We start from the raw sequence: 19,259 nt of genomic DNA, 5'->3' as shown, positions 1-19,259 counted from the left end.
TAGCGCCCGGCGAATAGACCTTAGACTTCGACATCAACCAGGTGTCCTTCAGCGGCGACCCCGCACGGTGCGGGGCGCCGCCGTTCACGCCGGGTAGCGCTGCTCCATCGTCGTGCGCAGCAGCTCCAGGGACTCGCGCGGCTTGAGGGCCTCGTCGGCGAGCCGGTCCAGCGCGATCCGGTACTCCTCCGTCTCGTCGCGGTCCTCGAGGAAGTTCGCGCTCCTGATGTGCTCCAGGTAGACCACGTCGGGCAGGTCCAGGCCGCCGAAGCGCAGATACGTGATCGGGATGGCCGGCGCCGAGGCGTTCGTCACGCTCAGCGGCACGATCTGCACCGTCACGTGGGGAAGCCGGGCCATCTCGATCAGGTGCGCGAGCTGCTCGCGCATCACCTCGGGACCGCCCAGGACCCTCAGCAGTATCGACTCGTCGAGCACCGCCCACAGCTGCGGAGCGTCCGCGCGCAGCAGCAACTGGGCCCGGCGGGTGCGCAGTTCCACCCGGCGCCCCACCTCGCCGGCGGGCGCGTTGGGCAGGCCGCGTTCCACCACGGCCCGGGTGTAGGCGGGTGTCTGCAACAGGCCGGGGACGTACTGGATCTCGAAGGTGCGGATGACGGCGGCCGCCTCCTGCAGCCCGACCAGCCGGTCGAACCACTCGGGCATCAGCCGCTTGTCGTAGCGCTGCCACCAGCCCGGCTCCCCGGCGCGCTGCAACAGCTTGAGCAGCACCGAGGACTCGTAGGCGTCGGTGCCGTACAGCTCCAGCAGGGCGCGGACGTCGCTCTCCGACGGCGGGCGGCGGCCCTTTCCGGACTCGATGCGGGACAGCTTCGCCGGGCTGAACCCGACTGCGCGCGCCGCCTGGTCCTGGGCGAGCCCCGCGTCCTCGCGGAAGCCCGCCAGCTGAACTCCGACCAGCATCTTCAGCAGAGTCGGAGCCGGCTCGGGCTTGTCCAGATAGGGTTCCAGGCGGGAGATGCGATGGGATGCGGCGGACATCAAGGCTCCCAGCAAACCGGCACAAGGGCAGTTAACACTATCGCACTTCTCCGGGCGCCGCCGCATCCGCCTCCGAACGTCCGTCTTCGAGTGGGGAGTTGGGCTCCACTCGCTTCGGCGCCGGTCTCACAGCAGATGGTCGAACTCGCCGTCCTTGGCCCCGGCCACGAACGCCGCCACCTCGGCCGCCGTGTAGACCAGCGCGGGCCCGTCGGGGTCACGCGAGTTGCGCAGGGCGACACCGCCGCCGCCGAGGGCGGCCACCTCGACGCAGTTGCCCTCGGCGTTGCTGTGCCGGCTCTTGATCCAGCGGGCGTCCAACGAGCTCGCCCGCACTCCGTTCCGCACTGTGGGCACCACCGCAGTCTCCTTGCTGTTCGCGTTTGCTGCCGTGCGCTCCGCCCGGCCGTCCCGGCCGTCCGGCTGCCCGGCCGCCCGGTCGGGACGGCCACGGCGTCCGACCGCGGGCACGTGGCTCGAAATTCACGCAATTTCTCGTGCAATTGCACACGAGCGCTGTCAGCGTGGATACTAGCCGTGGCGTCAACCCCCGTGCTGGCGCCCCGTCCTGACGTCGCATCGGGGAGATGCCGTGTCATCACCTGCGCCTCATGTGCTCCGCCCGCCGAGTGGGGCCGCGGTGCGCACGAGTGGTCCCGGCGCACCCCTGGGATTCCCGCGCGGCCCGTACACCCCCACGCCGTACGAGGAGCCACCCCCGATGCCGCAGCCGTCGAGCGCCCCGCCCGCCTTCGCCGTGCTGAGCATCGAGTGCAGCCGGGAGGGGTTCGCCCGGGCCCGGTCCTTCACGCGCGACACACTGCGCGTCTGGTCGCTGGGCCACCGCAGTGACGACGCCGCCCTCGTGGTCGCCGAGCTCACCGCCAACGCCGCGACGCACGCGGCACGGCGGATCGCGGGTGCGCCGGACATCCGGCTGGGGCTCCGCCTGGACCCCGCTCACCTGCTGCTCACCGTCTCCGACCCCGACGACGACCCGCCCGTGCGCGCGTGCTCCGCCGACTCCCCCCTGGAGGAGCACGGCCGGGGCCTGTGCATCGTCGACGCCCTGGCCGAGACGTGGGGCTGGTCCCCCACACCGCCCGCGGGCAAGACGGTCTGGGCCAGGCTGTCGACCTGTCCACCCACCTGACACGACTGCCGCGGAAAGGCTTCCCGCCATGCGCAGCGCTTCGACACAGCAGCCGAGCAGCGAGCGCCCCGAGCGCGACGACCCGCCCACCGGGGTGGCCCGGACCACACCGCTGATGGCACTGGACCGCGTGCCCTGGCGCGACATCCGGGACTCCACCGGCTCCGCGGCGGCCATTCCCCTGCTGCTCAACGGCATCGCCTGGGGCGACGCCGACACCGCCCGGGCCGCCCTGGACGACCTGCGCAAGCGGATCTGCCAGTACGGCTTCGTCGTGGAGCAGGCGACCGCCGCCACGGTGCCCTTCCTGTGGGAGCTCGCTCAGCTTCCCCGGGTGACCTGCCGCGCGCAGATCATCCGGCTGCTCAAGAACATCGCCGACGCCCGGCAGTGGGAGAGCACCGCCGCCGTGTATCCGAAGCTGCTCAACCGTCGCGAGAACCCCGTGGTGTGGGAGCGTGCGGCGCGGCAGGCGGTCCGCGCCCGCCGCGGCGATCTGACCCGGCTGGTGGCCGACGAGGACAGCGAGATCGCCCAGGCCACCACGGAACTCGCCCGCGCCCTGGCCGAGTGACGGCGGACCGCGGCGGCGCGGCGCCGGATGCCGGGGGCGCGGGGACCACCTGCCACCGCGGGTGACGAAAGCGTGAGGACCTCCCGCCGCCAGGAGTGACGAAAGCGTGAGGACCTCCCGCCGCCAGGAGTGACACCCTCGCCTCAGGGGGCCCGGCAGTGTAGACATGGCACATGGTCCGACTCCTGGGTCGATCCGGGACCCGGTCTCCCCTGCGGCCCGGCGGTCCGCCGTCCGGAGGGCGGCGGGGGGCGGGCCCGTCGCGGTGGCATCCGGTGGCGGGCCTGCGGTCGGTGCTGAGCGGGCGCAGCGTCGCCGGGCAGGTGTTCCTGCTGCACGTGGTGATCGTGCTGCTGCTGGTCGTGGCCGCCGTCGGCGCGCTGGTCCTCCAGGTGCGGCACGACACCACCCGTGAGGCCCGCAACCGTTCGCTGGCCGTCGCGGAGACCTTCGCCGCCGCCCCGGGCACCCGCGAGGCGCTGAGCGGACCCGACCCGACGGCCGTGCTGCAACCGCGTGCCGAGAGCGCCCGCAGGCTGGCGGAGGTCGACTTCATCGTCGTCATGAACACCGAGGGGATCCGCTACACCCACCCCGAGCCGGACCGCATCGGGAAGAAGTTCGTCGGCACGACCGGGCCCGCGCTGGCCGGGGAGCCCGTCACCGAAGAGATCACGGGCACCCTCGGCCCCCTGGTGCAGGCCGTGGTCCCGGTGAGGGGTCCCGGCGGCCGGGTCGTGGGCCTCGTCTCGGCGGGGATCACGACCGCGCACGTCGGCGGCGCCGCGAACCAGCAGCTGCCGCTGGTGCTGTCCGCCGCCGGCGCGGCGCTCGTCCTGGCCACCGGGGGTGCCGCGCTGGTGAGCAGACGGCTGCTGCGCCAGACCCACGGGCTGGGCCCGCACGAGATGACCCGGATGTACGAGCACCACGACGCGGTGCTGCACGCGGTGCGGGAGGGCGTGATCATCCTCGACGACTCGGGGACGCTGCTGCTCGCCAACGACGAGGCCCACCGCCTGCTCGACCTGCCCTCCGACGCCGAGGGACGGCACGTGCTCGGCCTCGGACTCGACCCCGGAACCGCCGAGCTGCTGGCCTCCGGGCGCGTCGCCACGGACGAGGTGCACCTGGTGGGCGACCGGCTGCTGGCGGTCAACCAGCGCCCCACGGACCGCGCCGGAGGCCCGCCCGGCAGCGTGGCCACCCTGCGCGACTCGACGGAGCTGCGCGCCCTGTCCGGCCGGGCAGAGGCGGCGCGCGAGCGGCTGAACATGCTGTACGACGCCGGGGTGGGCATCGGCACCAGTCTGGACGTGACCCGGACCGCCGAGGAACTGGCGGAACTGGCCGTGCCCCGGTTCGCGGACTTCTGCACCGTGGACCTGTTCGACGCGGTGCTCGGCGGCGGGCAGCCGGACGCGGCGGCCGCGCTGCGCCGTACGGCGATGAGCGGGATCCGCAAGGACGCACCGCTCTACCCCGTGGGCGAGAGGATCCGGTTCGTCGGCTCCTCCCCGCAGGGCCGCAGCCTCGCCGAGGGCCGCCCTCTCCTCGAGCCTCGGCTGGAGGAGGCGCCCGGCTGGCAGGCCCAGGACTCCGAGCGGTCCGCACAGATCGTGGAGTACGGCATCCGCTCCCTGATCACCGTGCCGCTGCGGGCCGGTGCCCTGGTGCTGGGCGTGGTCAGCTTCTGGCGCTCCGAGAAGCCCGAGCCGTTCGACGTGGAGGAGCTGGCGCTGGCGGAGGAGCTGGTCGCCCGGGCCGCCGTCTCCATCGACAACGCGCGCCGCTACACCCGTGAGCACAGCATGGCGGTGACGCTGCAGCGCAGTCTGCTCCCGCGCACCCTGCCCGAGCAGGGCGCGCTCGACATCGCCTACCGCTACCTGCCGGCGCAGGCCGGGGTGGGCGGCGACTGGTTCGACGTCCTGCCGCTGTCCGGCGCCCGTGTCGCCCTCGTGGTCGGCGACGTCGTCGGCCATGGGCTGTACGCCGCGGCGACGATGGGGCGGCTGCGCACCGCGGTGCACAACTTCTCCTCGCTCGACCTGCCGCCCGACGAACTCCTCGTCCTGCTCGACGAGTTGGTCAGCCGCATCGACCAGGACGAGGCACAGGAGGGCGCCACCGCCCCCGTCACCGGCGCGACCTGCCTGTACGCGATCTACGATCCGGTGTCCCGGCGGTGCACGGTCGCGCGGGCCGGCCACCCCCCGCCCGCCCTGATCCGGCCCGACGGCGAAGTCGAGTTCCCCGACGTGCCCGCCGGTCCCCCGCTCGGGCTGGGCGGCCTGCCGTTCGAGACGGCCGAGCTGGACCTGGCGGCGGGCAGCCGGCTCGTCCTGTACACCGACGGGCTGGTGGAGGACCGGGAGCGGGACATCGACGTGGGCCTGGAGCTGCTGCGCGAGGCCCTGTCCGGGGCCGGTGGGTCGCCGGAGGACACCTGCCGGGCCGTGCTGGACGCGCGGCGCCCGGTCCGGGCGAGCGACGACATCGCGCTGCTCGTCGCCCGCACCCGGGCCCTGCCCGCCGGCCACGTCGCGCAGTGGCCGGTGCGCTCCGATCCGGCGGCGGTCGGGGAGGTGCGCGCGGCGGTCACCCGGCAGCTGGCCGCGTGGGGCCTGGAGGAGCTGTCGTTCACCACGGAGCTGATCCTGAGCGAACTGGTCACCAACGCGATCCGGTACGGCGGCGGCCCGATCCGCGTCCGGGTACTGCGGGACCGCAACCTGATCTGCGAGGTCTTCGACGGCAGCAGCACCTCGCCGCACCTGCGGTACGCGACGATGACGGACGAGGGCGGACGGGGGCTGTTCCTCGTCGCGCAGCTCGCCGAGCGCTGGGGCACCCGCTATCTGCCCGCCGGGAAGATCATCTGGGCCGAGCAGCCGCTGCCCCGGCCATAAGCGGCACAGGGGATGAGTCATAAGGTCTGCTTATGAGCTCATAGAGCGGACCCGCGTACCGACTTAGGCATGCCTCAGCTTAGGCTTCCCGACGAGATCACCTGTCCTCGCTCGAAGGGAACTGACCATGTCCCGCCCCCTGCGGGTAGCCATCGTCGGATCCGGCCCCGCCGGGATCTACGCCGCCGACGCCCTGCTCAAGTCCGAGGCGGCCGCCGAACCCGGCGTGTCCGTCGACATCTTCGAGCGCATGCCGGCGCCGTTCGGACTGATCCGGTACGGCGTCGCCCCCGACCACCCGCGGATCAAGGGCATCATCACCGCCCTGCACCAGGTGCTGGACAAGCCGCAGATCCGGCTGTTCGGCAACGTGGACTACGGCACCGACATCGGCCTGGACGACCTGCGCGCCTTCTACGACGCCGTGATCTTCGCCACCGGCGCGATGGCCGACCGGGAACTGCCCATCCCGGGCATCGACCTCGACGGCTCGTACGGCGCCGCCGACTTCGTCTCCTGGTACGACGGTCACCCGGACGTGCCGCGCACCTGGCCGCTGGAGGCGGAGAAGGTCGCCGTGCTCGGCGTCGGCAACGTCGCGCTCGACGTCGCGCGCATCCTGGCCAAGACGGCGGACGAGCTGCTGCCGACCGAGATCCCGCCGAACGTCCACGAGGGCCTGAAGGCCAACCGGGCCAAGGAGATCCACGTGTTCGGCCGCCGGGGCCCGGCGCAGGCGAAGTTCAGCCCGATGGAGCTGCGGGAGCTCGACCACTCCCCGAACATCGAGGTCATCGTCGACCCCGAGGACATCGACTACGACGAGGGCTCGATCGCGACCCGGCGCGGCAACAAGCAGGCCGACATGGTCGCCAAGACCCTGGAGAACTGGGCCATCCGCGACGTCGGCGACCGCCCGCACAAGCTGTACCTGCACTTCTTCGAGTCGCCGGTGGAGGTCCTCGGCGAGGACGGCAGGGTGGTCGGCCTGCGCACCGAGCGCACCGAGCTGGACGGCACCGGCAACGTCAGGGGCACCGGCACCTTCAAGGACTGGGACGTGACCGCGGTCTACCGCGCGGTGGGCTACCTCTCCGACAGGCTCCCCAAGCTGCCCTGGGACCTGGAGACGGGCACCGTCCCGGACGAGGGCGGCCGGGTCGTCGGCGAGACCGGCGAGCACGTGCAGTCGACGTACGTCACCGGCTGGATCCGGCGCGGCCCGGTGGGCCTGATCGGCCACACCAAGGGCGACGCCAACGAGACGGTGGCCAACCTGCTGGACGACTTCGCGCACGGCAGGCTCCACACGCCCTCCTCCCCCGCCCCCGAGGCGGTGGACGCCTTCCTCGCCGAGCGGAACGTCCGCTTCACCACCTGGGAGGGCTGGTACCGGCTGGACGCCGCGGAGAAGGCGCTGGGCGAGCCGCAGGGGCGCGAGCGCGTGAAGATCGTCGAGCGTGAGGACATGCTGCGCGCCAGCGGTGCGTGAGCGGCCGGGCCGCCACCGGTGCGAGGGGTCCGGGACCCGCGGCTGCGGGACGCCCGCCTCCCGGCAGGCGTCGGCGCGTTCGCGCCGGGGCCCCGCGCGACGGGCTTCGCGCGGGGCCCTCGGCTGCTCCGGACCGGGTCCGCGGCCGGTTCAGACCTCCAGGTCGTTCTCGATCCTGCGGAGCTGGTGGCGGGCCATCGCCAGGTTCGCCCGGCTCGCGTCCAGGACGAGGTAGAGGAACAGCCCGTTGCCGCCGCGGCCCTTGAGCAGGCGGATCAGGTGGTACTGGCTGTTCAGGGTGATCAGGATGTCCTCGATCTCCTCCTTCAGCCCCAGCATCTCCATCGTGCGCAGCTTGGCCCGTACGACGTCGGTGTTGCCGGCGGCGGCGATCTCGAGGTTGAAGTCCTTGCTGCCGCCCATCGTTCCGAGGGCCATGCCGCTGGTGTAGTCGACGAGCGCCACGGCCGTGGCTCCGTCGATGGAGCTCAGGCATTCCTTCAGCGCGGTCTCCGTGTTGGCCATGGGAGGTTTTCCTTTCCGTCGGTGTGGTGTGGGTCGCGGTGGGTGGGCCGGATCGGGCGTCCGGTTCGGTCCGGGCGTCCGTGGCGGGCGGGAGCGAGGACTCAGCCGCCGGGCTGGGGGCGCGGCTGGTGGGCGGGCCGCTGCGGGGTGCGCACCGGGAGGGTGCCGATGGGGCGGGCCGGGTCCGCGGGGGCGGGGGCGGGGTGTTCCGGCGGCGTCCGGCCGGCGTGCCGGCCGCCGCCCGGGCCGATGTGGGCGGCCACCAGGTCCGCGATCCGCGCGCCGCTGCGCCGGCCCTCCAGGTGGAGGCGGCCGACGTTGACGCGGTCGTCGGCGAGGAGGGTGAGGACGGCCGTCGGACCCGCCGCGTACGTCGCCACGTAGCCGCGGGTGCCGCGCACGAGCAGTTCGCGGAACTCCCCGCGCGCCGCGTCGTCCGCCATGCGGTGGGCGACACCGAGGGCGGCGGCGGTGAGCGCCGCCAGGCCCTCGGGTTCGGTCCCGGGCACGTCGTGAGCCAGTACGAGTCCGTCGACGGTGGCCGAGAGCGAGCCGGTCAAAGCGGGTACGCGGGTCCGCAGCCGCCGCAGCTCGTCCAGGACGTCGGTCTCGACGGCCATCAGCATTCTCCTTTCGGCACGCTGTCGTCGCGCGCGGATCACAGTGCCTCCAAGGCGTCCAGGAGCCGTCGCAGCAGGGCGGTGTCGGGCTCTTCCCGCGCCTCCGTCCGCCGGTCGGGGCCGGGCGCGGGGGCCGGGGGCGCGGGGGTGACCAGTCCGTCGGCGGCCAGGCGGCGCAGCTCGACGAGGGTGTGGAAGGTGCGGCAGGCGAGGTTCGCGGCGATCTGCGCGGCGGTGCGGACGCCGTCGACCTGCGCCAGCGTCCGGCGCCGGCGCGCGGGCAGCTCGGCGGGTCCGGCGCCGGGCACCCGGACGAGCGCGGCGGTGTCGACGTCGGACTCGGGCCAGATGCGGTGCAGCAGGGCCCGGCGGCGCCGCGACTCGCGCAGCACGGTGTGGACCGGTACGGGGCGGACCGCGCCGAGCCAGTGCGCGGCGTCCGGCCTGAAGCGCAGGGCCGGTGTGTCGTGGGCGAGGACGAAGTACGCCGCGTCGAAGAGGGCGCCGAGGTGGCACAGTTCCAGCGCGCCGGCGGTGAGGCGGCCGCTGTCCACCAGCTGCCGGCCGACCCGCCGGCGGGCGCCGGCCCGGTCGACCGCCTCCCACCAGCCGTCGGCGGCGACGGCGCCGCTGCCGGTGAGCAGGGTGCCGAGGTCGGGGGTGAGGGCCGACTCGACGTGGACGACGTGCCCCGCCGCGAGGTAGACGATCCCCGCCTCGGTCGACAGGGCCCCGGTGGCGCGCTCGGCGGCGAGAGCGGCGAGCAGGGCCGAGGCGGGCTGGTCCGTACGGGATGCCGTGGTCATCCGAGCACCAGGCGGTCCGCCAGTTCGGCCAGCCGGATGCGGGCCAGGGCCAGGTTGCCGTCGCGGCGGTCGAGCCACAGGTGCACGAACACGGTGCTGTCGAAGGGGGTGGTGACGAATCTCAGCAGGTGGTACGAGTCCGTGTTCGTGAGGATGAGGTCCTGGACGGGCGGTTCCTTGCCGGACGCCGCGGCCCCGCCGCCGTCGGCGGGGGCGAGGGCGCCGCTCTCGGTGGCGAGACGGGCGAGCTCGGCCGTCTCCGCCGCCGTCGCCTCGATGTCGCCGCCCGGCGCGTCGCCCACCGCGCCCAGGGGGAGACCACTGATCCAGTCCACCACCGACGCACCCCGCGCACCGGGCAGTCTCATGGCTTCCAGCAGACTCTCGTCGATTCCGGGCACGCCGGATCCCCTCCCTGCACGGCTGTACCGCGAACGTGAGAGCGAGACTACGGAACGTGCTCGACCCAGGTGAGGGCATTGGCATTTTCCAATGGAACGTGCACGGAAAGGGATTGCGATCCGCTATCCTCGCCCCCGCCCGGGCGGGGGCGCCCCGGACCGGCCCGCGTACGGCCGTGCCGTCACGGCACGGCACGCTCGTGCCGTCACGGCACGAACGGGGCCCGCCCCGATGCGGATGGTGGGCGGGCCCCGCTCGTCCGCCATTGTCGTGAGCGCCCTCCGCCGGGGACACGGGTGAAGGTCCACCACCTTGTGCGCGGTGCGCACACCCCGTGCGCCACATGTCCCCGCCCACCGGGGGTACGCGGAGCGCATGACCGAAGGCAGGATTCCGGAAGAACCCGACGGCACCGACTCGGCGGAACGCACGGAGGAGGAGCGGGCCGCGGCCCGTCCCTTCAGCTATCCGCACCCCGAACGCCGCGCAGGCGTCCGCGCCACCCGGCACATCAGCCGGGAACAGGCCGACGCGGACAGCGTCCCCGGCGTGCCCGGCGGCTACGGCACCACCGGCGGCGGCCAGGCCGGCGGCCGCGGCACCCCTCGCCCCGGCGGGGAGGACACGGCCGACGAGTCGGGCGTGACCGACCTCGTGACGGGCCGCGAGCCCCAGGACGACCGGGGAGGTGAGCAGCGGTAGCCGCGCACGGAACGGCGGCGCGGGCCAGGCAGGCCCCGCGTGATCGCCGTCGGGCCGCGGCGACGATACTGGCAGGGCACGTGCCCCCACTCCTAGATGGACTCATGCCGACCTCCGCCACCGTCCGCCCCACGACTCCCCCCACGGTGTGGCTGGCCCGCGGCCGCCACACGGGACCCGCCGCCGAGGACGTCCTGCGGCGCTCGCTGCAGCAGCGCAAGGACATCCGGGCCATCGACGACTTCCTGGAGGTGCCCGCCTCCGGGGAGGACTCCTCCGAGCGGGTCTTCGAGGCCCGCTGGCAGGTCCCCGACCGGGTGATCGTGCGGGCCCGGCTGAGCCTGGCCCGGGGCTCCGGCGGCGAGCGGGAGTGGACGCTGCTCGCCGAGGCCGAACAGCCCTGGGAGCCGGCCTGGCCGTCCCCCGCCGCCGTGTTCTGGCCCCAGGAGCCGGACGCCGGCTGGGACCACGACGCCGTCACCGGCCTGTCCCTGAGCCGGATCAACCCGCTCCCCGACGACGACAAGGCCGTGCGCCGCCTGCTGCGGCACTCCGCCCGCAGTGGCTGGAACATCCACGTCGTGGTCCACGAGGCCATGACCACCGACGAACGCGGCCGTCTGCCGCTGGCGCGGTGGCTCCCGCCGAGCCTGCGGCACCGCGTGGTCGAGCACCGCGCGGCGCCGCAGCAGCTGCGGGTGGTGAACTGGGCGCTGCGCGACCACGGCGTCGAGGTGCCGCGCGGCGGGGCCGTGGTGCTGCCCGGCGCGCCGGTGCCGTCCGGCTACGACGCCCGGGACTTCTCCGTGCGCGCCGTGTTCCTGGACGGTGCGGAGCCGGCCGACCTCACGGCGGCGGTGACGCGGTTCGCCGCACTGCCCAGGCCGTTGCCGGACGGCGCCGGGGACGCCCTGGCCGCGCTGCGGGAGGAGTGGCACCTGCCGACGATGGAGGAGGAACTGGACCGCCAGCGGAAGCTGGTGGCCATGTACGCCGAGGCGCTGGAGGCCATGACGAAGTCCCGGGACCTGTACCGGGAGGCGGCCGAGCACGCCCACGAGGCGCTGGCCGCCTACCGCGAGACCGCCGGGACCCTCGCGGGGCCCGCGCAGCCGCAGGCCGCGTCCCCGCTCCAGCAGCTGACCCGGACGCTGGAGCGGCTGAAGGGCACCGCCAGAGCCCTGCGGCCGGCCGCCCTCGCGGAGCCGGACCGGGACCGGGAGCGGGAAGGCCGGGAGCCGGACGACCGGGAGCGGGCGGACCGGGAGCCGGCTCACCTGGAGGGCGGTGCGGCCGAGCCCGCCGGGGCCGAGCGCTGACGGCCGCCGCCGAGCGCTGACGGCCGCCGGCCGGTCGGCGGAACGGCGGAAACCGGTCGGCGGCGTACCGGGGTTCGCGAGGCACGGGGGCGCCGTCCCGGCCGGTGTCCCGGCGGGACGGCACCCCCGTCGGCCCGTGCCGCCCGGGCGGGCCACCGGGACGACGGCCCGGCCCCGCTCGTCCCGCCCGGGACCGCCCGCGGTGTGCCGAGAAACACATGTCCGGTCCTGGACGCCATACGGCCGCCGGAAACGGGAATCAGGACGGGGACGCGTGCATCACGGCACGCCGGTAGTGGGAGGTGGCCCGTGGATGCGACCACAGCGATGATCACCGTGGCCGCGGTCCTCGCGGCCGTCCTGCTCGCCCTCGCCGTCGCGCTTCTGGTGCGACTGGTGCGCACCCGGCGCGAGCTGCGCCGCGCGGGCCTGCCCACCGGGCCACGCTGGGTGTTCTGGGGTGCGGTCCTCTATCTGGTGCTGCCGACCGACCTGCTGCCCGACCCGGTGTACCTGGACGACATCGGCGTCCTCCTGCTGGCTCTGCGCACCCTCCGCGGCTCCCTCGGCGGACGGGACTCCGGCGCGGCGCGGCGGCCCGAGCGCGCCGGCGTGCGATGAGGACGGACGCGCGGCTGCGGGTGGCCGGGGACGCGCGTTCGCACCGTGATCACGGAGCGTAAGGAAACCAACCACCCGTTCGACTCGTATAAGTCTCTGGAAGCCGAAGGAAGTCGGCGGACCAGACGGTGGCGTACGCGGGCCGCCGCCTGATCGGCGCAGCACCGACGAGGGAGAGACGATGCAACCGTTCGCGCTCAACTATGCCCGCCCAGCAGTGCAGTTGGAGGCGACCACTCCATATGTGTACGACTCCGGGCTCCAGTTGAACGTGCTCTTCGACGGCCGGGTCGCCGCCTGCGACCACGCCCTGTTGAGAGAGGTGGGAACCACCACGTCCACCGCGGGCTCGAAGACACACTTCGACGACTGACCACGGGCCGCGACCATGACCGTACTGATCCTCACCTGCGAGGAGGACGTGACCGCCGACATGGTGGTCGTGCACCTGAACGCCTCGGGGGTACCGGTGGTCCGGCTGGACCCGGCCGACCTGACCGGTGGCGTCGCCCTGTCGGGCGAGTACGTGCACGGCTCCTTCCGGGGCCACCTGTCCGCCGGGGGACGGCTGGTGGGCATCGCCGGGCTGCGGTCCGTCTGGGTGCGCCGGCCGGGCGCCCCGGCGGGGCACGCGCCCCAGCCGTCCGCGTGGCTGACCGAGGAGGCCTCGCAGGCGCTCTACGGCATGCTGCGCGGCTCGGGCGCGCGCTGGATGAACCACCCCGACGCGGCTCGCCGGGCCCGCCACAAGCCCTGGCAGCTGCGACTGGCCCAGCAGTGCGGTCTGCCGGTGCCCGCCACGCTGATCACGACGTTCCCGCGGGCCGCCCGGGAGTTCGCGGAGCGCTACCCGGACCTGGTGGTCAAGCCGGTCTCGGGCGCGCATCCGCAGGACCCGCCCCGGGCGGTGCCGACCAGCCGGGTCGCGCCGGACGCCGACTTCTCCGCCGTCGCGTTCGGGCCGACGCTGCTGCAACGGCGGATCGCCAAGCGGGCCGACATCCGCCTGACCGTGGTGGGCGACCGGCTGCTGGCGGCCCGCAAGGAGACCGCGCCGGACGCCGGTCCCGACGAGGTCGACGTGCGTTTCGCCGCACCCGGCCCGCCGTGGCGGCCCGTCGACGTCCCGCCGCGCACCGCCGCGGCCGTCCGCGCTTACGTCCGTGACGCCGAACTGGCCTACGGCGCCTTCGACTTCGTGGAGGACGCCGACGGAACCTGGTGGTTCCTGGAGTGCAACCAGTCCGGTCAGTTCGGATTCGTGGAGGTGGAGACGGGGCAGCCCATCGCGCGCACGATCGCCCGGTGGCTGGCGGGCCCCGCCGGGGAGGAGGTGACGGCGCACCTCAACGACGGGAGCACGGCGGCCTCCTGACGGCCGGGTCCGCCGCCGTCACTGCGGCCGCGGACCCGGCAGCAGGGCGGTGCGCTGCCAGCCCGCGCCCGGGTTCTGCGGCCGGTCGAGCCCCGGCGCGTAGCCGGGAGACTGCAGAGGCCGCATGACCAGCTCCAGTTCCCTGCTCACGCGTTCGGCCTCACGGCGAACCTGCGCGGGCACGTCGCCGCACTCCGCGATGAGTCGGTCGTAGATGGGGGAATCCTGGAACACCCGTCAACGTGCCTTTCTGCTCGTCGGCCCTCGTACAGGGACGCGACTGCGAGTCTAGGCGCCCGGACACCCGGGAGGGCGAATTATCCGGCGGCGCTTGACACCGGGCGGGTGCGCGCGGCGTTCGCCGCGGGCCGGGGGCGGGGGCTCAGGCCCCGGTGGTGGAGCCCGGCCGGACGATCATCAGGACGGTGACGACCGCCCACAGCAGGTTGAAGACGCCGGTGAACATGGCGAGCCGGACGGTGCCCGCCCGCTCGACGGGCCGGGCCTCGTTCAGCAGGCCCAGGAGTTCGTCCTGGCGCGGCAGCACGAAGGCGACCAGGACGCCGGCGGCCGCGGCGGTCAGGGCGATGGACGTGACGAGCCATCCGCTGCCCAGGACGTCCATGGCGGCCGCGGTGGCGAACCCGAGGAGGGGCACCGTCAGTCCGACGCCGGCGTAGACGCGGCAGATGCGGTGCAGCAGGGCGGCCGTGCCGAGTGCCGCCGGGTCGGGGCCGTCGCCGGCGGCGGCCGCCGCGCGGCGTACCGCCGGCGGGAACATGCTGGCCGCGACCGTGACGGGGCCGATGGCGACGATGGCGGCCAGGACGTGGAGGGACAACAGGAGCTTGGTCACCGGAACCCTTTCCGTGAGGTGATCGGCGGTGCCTCACGCTAGGCAGCCGGGAGGTGATCTCCCAGGGGCTGGAACGACAGCTTCCAACGGATTCCCGCCAACACCGTCGGCCTGGGGTTTCCCCTCGGACGGAGAGGACACCGCCGGTCGTGCGCGGGGCGGGAATCCGCTTATCGTGGCCGTCGTGCACTCCGTGGTGATCCTGGTTCTCGACGAGGTGGTGCCGTTCGACATGGCGGCGCCCATGCAGGTGTTCGACTGGACGCGGCTGCCCGACGGCCGGCCGGCCTACCGGGTGCGCCTGTGCGCCGAGTCGCCGCAGGTGCGCGCGGACGGTGGTTTCGCCCTGCGCGTCGACCGAGGGCTGGAGGCGCTGGCGGACGCGGACACCGTCATCGTGCCCGGCCGCTCACCGCGGGCGGCGCCGCCCTCCGCACGGGTGCTGGACGCCCTGCGGCAGGCCGCGCGGGCGGGGACGCGGATCGCGTCCGTGTGCGTGGGCGCGTTCGTGCTGGCCGAGGCCGGGTTGCTGGACGGGCTGCGCGCCACCACCCACTGGGTGGCCGCCGCCGAACTGGCCCGTCGCCATCCACGGGTGGAGGTGCAGCCGGACGTGTTGTACGTCGACAACGGGCAGATCCTCACCTCGGCCGGTGCCGCCGCCGCGCTGGACATGTGCCTGCACATGATCCGGCGGGACCTCGGGTCGGCCGTCGCCGCGAACGCCGCCCGGATGTCGGTGATGCCGCTGGAGAGGGAGGGCGGGCAGGCCCAGTTCATCGTGCACGAGCATCCGCCCGTGCCGCGCGGGTCGGCGCTCGAACCGCTGCTGGAGTGGATCGAGGACAACCTGGCCGGCGAGATCACGCTGGGCGCGATGGCGGCGCGCGCCGGGATGAGCGAGCGCACCCTCAGCCGCCGGTTCCGCGAGCAGACGGGCACGACACCGCTGCAGTGGCTGCTGCGGGCCCGGGTGCGGCGCGCCCAGTACCTGCTGGAGAACAGCGATCACTCCGTCGAGCGGATCGCGCGGCAGGCGGGGTTCGGCTCGGCCACGGCGTTCCGCGAGCGGTTCCGCAAGGTGGCCGGCACGACCCCGTACGCCTACCGCGCGGCGTTCCAGGGCAGGGCCGCCGGCTAGGAAGCGCCGCCCGCCGCCCTGCCGGGGCGGCGGGACGTGGTCCACGGGCTGCGGAAAGAAGCCGGCCGCCTGTCCCGGCCCGCCCCCGGACGCGGTGGGAGTCGCTCGCCGCCGTCCCGGGCGCGCGGGCGGGCGCGGAACTCGCGCTGCGGGCGGGGACGGCACCGGACACGCCCGTGGGGAGGGGTGCGGTGCGTGTGCACCGCACCCCTCCCCACGGGTTCGTCGGTCACCGCCCGGTTCGCGCCCCGGGCCCGGCGAGGGATCAGACGGCCAGCGACAGGTCGTTCTCCCCGTCCGGGTCCGCGGCCGGCACGGCCGTCGGCCGTCCCTTGGCGAGCAGGAGTTCGTCCGCCTTGGCGATGGCGTCGTGGATGCTGGTCGTTCCCATCATCACGCACAGGGTGTAGCTGACGTCGTCCAGTTCGCGTGCCGCCGCCGGCGACGGCCTCTCTGCCTGAGCGATCTGCAGCGACGCGTACCGCGTCAGCAGGTTCCTGACGACCTTCGGATCCGGTACGAGCACGTAGCGCCCCTCTCTCGGTTTTCGCTGCGTATGCCCGGACCGTGCGAAACCATTCACGTCCTTCTCACACCTGGCCGGAATTGACGGAATCCTGTTGCCCGGCGATCGCCCGCGCCGCTCGCGAGGTCGAGCACGCGGGTGCCGGGCGTCAGACGCGGCGCCCGCCCCAGGGTGGCGAGCTTGTCAGCGGTGAAGGGGTCGTGGATGCGGTGGCTGCTTTCGCGCAGGGTGAAGATCCGTGGGAGGTCCACAGGGGAGGTTCCTCGCGTTCGACGGGGTCGTCGGGTTCGCGAAGGACAGCCGGCTGCGGCCGGCTGCCGTGGCTCGGACCGTCATCACTCGCACCCCGCTCGGACGTGTGGACACCGGATCGCGGTGACGTCATTGCGCCGCGCACCGGCGCGTCCACCGGTTCGGGCCCTCTGGACAGCGCGGGGCGGCGTCCACATGCTCGGCGGAGCGCGAGAACGGCACGCCCGCACCACGGTTCCCTCTCCGGAAGGTGGCACCTGTGAAGTTCAGCTACGCGATGCTCCCCGACTACCCCCTCACGGAGGCGCTGGACTCCATCCGGCTCGCCGACGAGCTCGGCTTCCACGCCTGCTACGCCGCCGACGAGACCTGGCACAAGGACCTGTGGCTGCTCTTCGCCGCGGCCGCCGGCCGGACCCGCCGGATCCGCCTGGGCCCGAGCGTCTCCCCCGTGACGCTGCGGGAGCCGACCCTGATCGCCCAGGCGCTGGCCACCCTCGACGAGTTGTCGGGCGGGCGCGCCGAAGGTGTGCTGTCCAGCGGCAACTTCGGGCTGCTGGCGCAGTACCGCATCGACTGGGCGCGCACCCGGCCGCTGTCCCGGGTCAAAGAGGCCCTGCACGTGGTGCGCACCCTGCTGGACGAGGGGGCCATCACCCACGACGGGGAGTTCTTCTCCTACGACGGCCTGTTCACCTTCGCCCGGCCGGTCCAGGCCCGGCTGCCGGTCAAGCTCGGCGCGATGCGCGGGCCGAAGTCCTTCGAAGCGGCGGGCGAGCTCTCCGACGGCTGCCACCACGCGCTCAGTTACACCCGCGAGGCCTACGACTACGCGGTGCGCCACATCCGGGCCGGGGCGGAACGCGCGGGCAGGGACTGGCGGGCGCTGGACATCGGGGCGTGGATCGTCTTCGCGACCGGGCCGGACTCGGCGGCCGCCAAGGACGCGGCGCGCAGCATGGTCGGTGTCTACGCCTCCTCGATGCCCGAGGAGCAGCTGCGCCGCAACGGGGTGGACCCGGACGAGCTGAAGCCCGTCGTCGACGCCATCGCCGCCGGTGACCTGGCCCGCGGCATCGAGCTGACCACCCCGGAGATCGCCGAACGGCTCTCGGTCGCCGGGACGCCCGAGGAGTGCGCGGAGAAGATCCGGCGGGAGATCGCCCCCAGCGGCGTGAACCACGTGATCTGCGCCGTCACCGACCGCACCCTCGTCAGGGCCTTCACCGGCCGTGACCTGGTGGAGGTGGCCGACGTGAACACCCAGCTGCGGCTGATCCACGACCGGGTCATGCCGGCGTTCGGCTGATCCCCGGTTCCGCCGGAACGGCGGGTCCGCGGCCGGGCCGGACGCGCGGCCCGGCCGCGGACGCGGAACGGCCGGATGTGATACTCACCGCATGTCCACGCTCTTTTCCCGGATCCTCGCGGGGGAACTGCCCGGCCGGTTCGTCTGGCAGGACCCCGACGTGGCCGCGTTCCTCAGCATCGCTCCCGTGACGCCCGGTCACACCCTGGTCGTGCCGCGGCAGGAGGTGGACCAGTGGACCGACGCGGACGGCGACCTGCTGGCCCGCTGCGTGCACGTGGCCCAGGCGGTCGGCCGCGGGGTGAAGCACGCCTGGGACGCGCCCCGGGCCGGACTGGTCGTCGCCGGCTTCGAGGTGCCGCACCTGCACATCCATGTCGCTCCCGCGTGGGGCATGGGCGACTTCGACTTCTCCCGGGCCGAGGTGGAGAAGGACGAGGCCGCGCTCGACGACGCGGCGACGCGGCTGCGGGCCGCGCTGCGGGAGCTCGGCTTCGGCGAGCACGTCCCGGCCGGCGCCTGACCGAGCCGCGCACGCCGGGGTTGCCCGCCGGCCGGGTGGATGTGACACGCTCTTCGCCGGCCGGCCGTCGGGGCACGGCCGGCCGGGGGCGGACCCCGGCACCGGGGAGAGGCGGCGGCATGCGCATCGGACTGCTCGGCACCGGCCCGTGGGCGCAGGCGGCGCACGCCCCCGCCCTGGCCCTGCACGGGGAACTGGACTTCGCCGGCGTCTGGGGCCGCCGCCCGCAGGCCGCCGAGGAACTGGCCGGCCGGCACGGCACGCGGGCGTACGACGACGTCGACGCCCTGCTCGCCGACGTGGACGCGGTCGCCGTCGCCCTGCCTCCGGACGTGCAGGCCGACCTCGCGGTGCGCGCGGCGCGCGCGGGATGTCATCTGCTGCTGGACAAGCCCCTCGCCCCGACGGTGGAGCAGGGGCGGGCCGTGGCCGACGCCGTCCGGGAGGCCCAGGTCGCCTCCGTCGTCTTCTTCACCACCCGTTTCCAGCCCGAGGCCGAGGCGTGGATCGCCGAACAGGCCGAGGTACCGGGCTGGTTCACCGCGCGGGCGCAGTGGCTCGGCGCGGTGTTCACCGGCGACAGCCCGTTCGCGGCCTCGCCGTGGCGCCGGGACAAGGGCGCCCTGTGGGACGTGGGCCCCCATGCCCTGTCCGTGCTGCTGCCGGTGCTCGGCGACGCGCGGCGGGTGACGGCGGCGGCGCACGGCCCCGGGGACACCGTCCATCTCGTCCTCGACCACGCCGGCGGTGCCTCCAGCACGCTCACGCTGAGCCTGACGGCGCCGCCCTCGGCGGCCGGCGCCGCCGTGGAGCTCCGGGGCGAGGCCGGGGTCACGCTCCTCCCGGAGAGCTCGCAGGGAGCGGTCCCCGCCCTGGTGCGGGCGGCGGACGCCCTGCTCACCGCCGCCCGCACCGGCCGGGCGCACCCGTGTGACGCCGCGTTCGGCCTGCGGGTCACGCAGGTGCTCGCCACGGCCGAGGCGCTGCTGGGCGGCGCCCGCCAGAAGTGCCCTGAAGTGCCCTGAAGATCTCGGAATCGCGCCCGGGCCGCACCTGTTCCCGGCGAACGCCGTCCACCGGCGGCCCAGGGCGAGCCGGGCGGCCGGAGCAAGATCTTCATCGGCCTTCCAGGTCCTGTCCTCACTTTCC

At 74.1% G+C, this 19,259-nt stretch carries 22 protein-coding genes and 1 pseudogene; 13 read left to right on the top strand and 10 right to left on the bottom strand.

Translation table 11 applies throughout. The features are described 5' to 3' along the window. Window positions 1-84 precede the first annotated feature (84 nt). The gene (locus AB0L29_RS01195; protein ID WP_365822008.1) at window positions 85-1,002 is read right to left on the bottom strand and encodes a helix-turn-helix transcriptional regulator; all 918 of its coding nucleotides are present in this window, start codon (window positions 1,000-1,002) and stop codon (window positions 85-87) included. Between the two features lie 126 nt (window positions 1,003-1,128). Continuing rightward, entirely contained in the window at window positions 1,129-1,359 is a 231-nt protein-coding gene (locus tag AB0L29_RS01190; protein ID WP_365822006.1) for a DUF397 domain-containing protein, read from the bottom strand. 364 nt (window positions 1,360-1,723) lie between these two features. On the opposite strand from AB0L29_RS01190, the gene AB0L29_RS01185 reads away from it, so the two are divergent. From AB0L29_RS01185 to AB0L29_RS01170, 4 genes are all read left to right on the top strand, one after another. Next, complete coding sequence (locus AB0L29_RS01185; RefSeq protein ID WP_365822004.1) at window positions 1,724-2,155, top strand: ATP-binding protein; 432 nt, start codon at window positions 1,724-1,726, stop codon at window positions 2,153-2,155. Window positions 2,156-2,183: 28 nt separating this feature from the next. After that, window positions 2,184-2,729, top strand: coding sequence for a hypothetical protein (locus AB0L29_RS01180; protein ID WP_365822002.1), 546 nt, complete (start codon window positions 2,184-2,186; stop codon window positions 2,727-2,729). A gap of 173 nt (window positions 2,730-2,902) precedes the next feature. Further along, window positions 2,903-5,641, top strand: a complete 2,739-nt coding sequence (locus AB0L29_RS01175; protein ID WP_365822000.1) for a SpoIIE family protein phosphatase — start codon at window positions 2,903-2,905, stop codon at window positions 5,639-5,641. A gap of 127 nt (window positions 5,642-5,768) precedes the next feature. Beyond that, window positions 5,769-7,133, top strand: a complete 1,365-nt coding sequence (locus tag AB0L29_RS01170; RefSeq protein WP_365821998.1) for an FAD-dependent oxidoreductase — start codon at window positions 5,769-5,771, stop codon at window positions 7,131-7,133. A 150-nt stretch (window positions 7,134-7,283) separates the two neighbouring features. Here AB0L29_RS01170 and AB0L29_RS01165 read toward each other — a convergent pair whose 3' ends face one another. The 4 genes from AB0L29_RS01165 to AB0L29_RS01150 form a co-directional block, all read right to left on the bottom strand. Beyond that, the gene (locus AB0L29_RS01165) at window positions 7,284-7,658 is read right to left on the bottom strand and encodes a hypothetical protein (RefSeq protein ID WP_365821996.1); all 375 of its coding nucleotides are present in this window, start codon (window positions 7,656-7,658) and stop codon (window positions 7,284-7,286) included. Window positions 7,659-7,759: 101 nt separating this feature from the next. Beyond that, the gene (locus tag AB0L29_RS01160; protein WP_365821995.1) at window positions 7,760-8,278 is read right to left on the bottom strand and encodes a roadblock/LC7 domain-containing protein; all 519 of its coding nucleotides are present in this window, start codon (window positions 8,276-8,278) and stop codon (window positions 7,760-7,762) included. Window positions 8,279-8,316: 38 nt separating this feature from the next. Next, a complete protein-coding gene (locus AB0L29_RS01155; RefSeq protein WP_365821993.1) occupies window positions 8,317-9,084 on the bottom strand; it encodes a hypothetical protein in 768 nt (255 codons plus the stop codon). Further along, window positions 9,081-9,485, bottom strand: coding sequence for a hypothetical protein (locus AB0L29_RS01150; RefSeq protein WP_365821991.1), 405 nt, complete (start codon window positions 9,483-9,485; stop codon window positions 9,081-9,083). The genes AB0L29_RS01155 and AB0L29_RS01150 overlap by 4 nt, the downstream gene beginning before the upstream one ends. 376 nt (window positions 9,486-9,861) lie before the next feature. Between AB0L29_RS01150 and AB0L29_RS01145 the strand changes: the two genes are divergently transcribed. From AB0L29_RS01145 to tgmB, 5 genes are all read left to right on the top strand, one after another. Further along, window positions 9,862-10,188 (top strand): hypothetical protein, encoded by a 327-nt coding sequence (locus tag AB0L29_RS01145; RefSeq protein WP_365821989.1) that lies wholly within the window; start codon window positions 9,862-9,864, stop codon window positions 10,186-10,188. A gap of 104 nt (window positions 10,189-10,292) precedes the next feature. After that, the gene (locus AB0L29_RS01140; protein WP_365821987.1) at window positions 10,293-11,507 is read left to right on the top strand and encodes a hypothetical protein; all 1,215 of its coding nucleotides are present in this window, start codon (window positions 10,293-10,295) and stop codon (window positions 11,505-11,507) included. Window positions 11,508-11,816: 309 nt separating this feature from the next. Beyond that, window positions 11,817-12,128, top strand: a complete 312-nt coding sequence (locus AB0L29_RS01135; protein WP_365821985.1) for a YkvA family protein — start codon at window positions 11,817-11,819, stop codon at window positions 12,126-12,128. A 181-nt stretch (window positions 12,129-12,309) separates the two neighbouring features. Continuing rightward, window positions 12,310-12,501, top strand: coding sequence for a putative ATP-grasp-modified RiPP (gene tgmA, locus AB0L29_RS01130; protein ID WP_365821983.1), 192 nt, complete (start codon window positions 12,310-12,312; stop codon window positions 12,499-12,501). A gap of 15 nt (window positions 12,502-12,516) precedes the next feature. Continuing rightward, complete coding sequence (gene tgmB, locus AB0L29_RS01125; RefSeq protein ID WP_365821981.1) at window positions 12,517-13,503, top strand: ATP-grasp ribosomal peptide maturase; 987 nt, start codon at window positions 12,517-12,519, stop codon at window positions 13,501-13,503. Between the two features lie 18 nt (window positions 13,504-13,521). Here the strand turns inward: tgmB and AB0L29_RS01120 are convergent, their stop codons facing one another. Together AB0L29_RS01120 and AB0L29_RS01115 are read right to left on the bottom strand one after the other, a co-directional pair. After that, window positions 13,522-13,737: a hypothetical protein gene (locus AB0L29_RS01120; RefSeq protein WP_365821979.1), complete on the bottom strand. Its 216-nt coding sequence runs from the start codon at window positions 13,735-13,737 to the stop codon at window positions 13,522-13,524. 148 nt (window positions 13,738-13,885) lie between these two features. Continuing rightward, entirely contained in the window at window positions 13,886-14,359 is a 474-nt protein-coding gene (locus tag AB0L29_RS01115) for a hypothetical protein (protein WP_365821977.1), read from the bottom strand. 184 nt (window positions 14,360-14,543) lie between these two features. On the opposite strand from AB0L29_RS01115, the gene AB0L29_RS01110 reads away from it, so the two are divergent. Further along, window positions 14,544-15,500: a helix-turn-helix domain-containing protein gene (locus AB0L29_RS01110; protein ID WP_365821975.1), complete on the top strand. Its 957-nt coding sequence runs from the start codon at window positions 14,544-14,546 to the stop codon at window positions 15,498-15,500. Between the two features lie 265 nt (window positions 15,501-15,765). Here the strand turns inward: AB0L29_RS01110 and AB0L29_RS01105 are convergent, their stop codons facing one another. Both AB0L29_RS01105 and AB0L29_RS01100 read right to left on the bottom strand, forming a co-directional pair. Beyond that, window positions 15,766-16,026: a DUF5133 domain-containing protein gene (locus tag AB0L29_RS01105; RefSeq protein WP_365821973.1), complete on the bottom strand. Its 261-nt coding sequence runs from the start codon at window positions 16,024-16,026 to the stop codon at window positions 15,766-15,768. A 104-nt stretch (window positions 16,027-16,130) separates the two neighbouring features. After that, window positions 16,131-16,277: pseudogene (locus AB0L29_RS01100) on the bottom strand (SAM-dependent methyltransferase); the annotation flags it as partial. A gap of 260 nt (window positions 16,278-16,537) precedes the next feature. Here AB0L29_RS01100 and AB0L29_RS01095 point away from each other — a divergent pair. The 3 genes from AB0L29_RS01095 (at window position 16,538) to AB0L29_RS01085 (ending at window position 19,135) form a co-directional block, all read left to right on the top strand. After that, window positions 16,538-17,587, top strand: a complete 1,050-nt coding sequence (locus AB0L29_RS01095) for an LLM class flavin-dependent oxidoreductase (RefSeq protein ID WP_365821971.1) — start codon at window positions 16,538-16,540, stop codon at window positions 17,585-17,587. A 91-nt stretch (window positions 17,588-17,678) separates the two neighbouring features. Beyond that, complete coding sequence (locus AB0L29_RS01090; RefSeq protein ID WP_365821969.1) at window positions 17,679-18,110, top strand: HIT family protein; 432 nt, start codon at window positions 17,679-17,681, stop codon at window positions 18,108-18,110. 119 nt (window positions 18,111-18,229) lie between these two features. Then, the gene (locus AB0L29_RS01085) at window positions 18,230-19,135 is read left to right on the top strand and encodes a Gfo/Idh/MocA family oxidoreductase (protein WP_365821967.1); all 906 of its coding nucleotides are present in this window, start codon (window positions 18,230-18,232) and stop codon (window positions 19,133-19,135) included. The last annotated feature ends 124 nt before the right edge of the window (window positions 19,136-19,259 follow it).

It is taken from the genome of Streptomyces sp. NPDC052701 (assembly GCF_040678355.1).
Taxonomy (GTDB): Bacteria; Actinomycetota; Actinomycetes; order Streptomycetales; family Streptomycetaceae; genus Streptomyces.
The sequence above is the reverse complement of the archived record's forward strand: the minus strand, read 5'-3'. Positions and strand labels throughout refer to the sequence as shown.

Excerpts from the sequence above, each read along its gene's own strand:
- AB0L29_RS01195 (WP_365822008.1), bottom strand. The coding sequence starts at position 1,002 with ATGTCCGCCGCATCCCATCGCATCTCCCGCCTGGAACCCTATCTGGAC.
- AB0L29_RS01185 (WP_365822004.1), top strand. The coding sequence starts at position 1,724 with ATGCCGCAGCCGTCGAGCGCCCCGCCCGCCTTCGCCGTGCTGAGCATC.
- AB0L29_RS01180 (WP_365822002.1), top strand. The coding sequence starts at position 2,184 with ATGCGCAGCGCTTCGACACAGCAGCCGAGCAGCGAGCGCCCCGAGCGC.
- AB0L29_RS01175 (WP_365822000.1), top strand. The coding sequence starts at position 2,903 with ATGGTCCGACTCCTGGGTCGATCCGGGACCCGGTCTCCCCTGCGGCCC.
- AB0L29_RS01170 (WP_365821998.1), top strand. The coding sequence starts at position 5,769 with ATGTCCCGCCCCCTGCGGGTAGCCATCGTCGGATCCGGCCCCGCCGGG.
- AB0L29_RS01165 (WP_365821996.1), bottom strand. The coding sequence starts at position 7,658 with ATGGCCAACACGGAGACCGCGCTGAAGGAATGCCTGAGCTCCATCGAC.
- AB0L29_RS01160 (WP_365821995.1), bottom strand. The coding sequence starts at position 8,278 with ATGGCCGTCGAGACCGACGTCCTGGACGAGCTGCGGCGGCTGCGGACC.
- AB0L29_RS01155 (WP_365821993.1), bottom strand. The coding sequence starts at position 9,084 with ATGACCACGGCATCCCGTACGGACCAGCCCGCCTCGGCCCTGCTCGCC.
- AB0L29_RS01145 (WP_365821989.1), top strand. The coding sequence starts at position 9,862 with ATGACCGAAGGCAGGATTCCGGAAGAACCCGACGGCACCGACTCGGCG.
- AB0L29_RS01140 (WP_365821987.1), top strand. The coding sequence starts at position 10,293 with ATGCCGACCTCCGCCACCGTCCGCCCCACGACTCCCCCCACGGTGTGG.
- tgmA (WP_365821983.1), top strand. The coding sequence starts at position 12,310 with ATGCAACCGTTCGCGCTCAACTATGCCCGCCCAGCAGTGCAGTTGGAG.
- tgmB (WP_365821981.1), top strand. The coding sequence starts at position 12,517 with ATGACCGTACTGATCCTCACCTGCGAGGAGGACGTGACCGCCGACATG.
- AB0L29_RS01090 (WP_365821969.1), top strand. The coding sequence starts at position 17,679 with ATGTCCACGCTCTTTTCCCGGATCCTCGCGGGGGAACTGCCCGGCCGG.
- AB0L29_RS01085 (WP_365821967.1), top strand. The coding sequence starts at position 18,230 with ATGCGCATCGGACTGCTCGGCACCGGCCCGTGGGCGCAGGCGGCGCAC.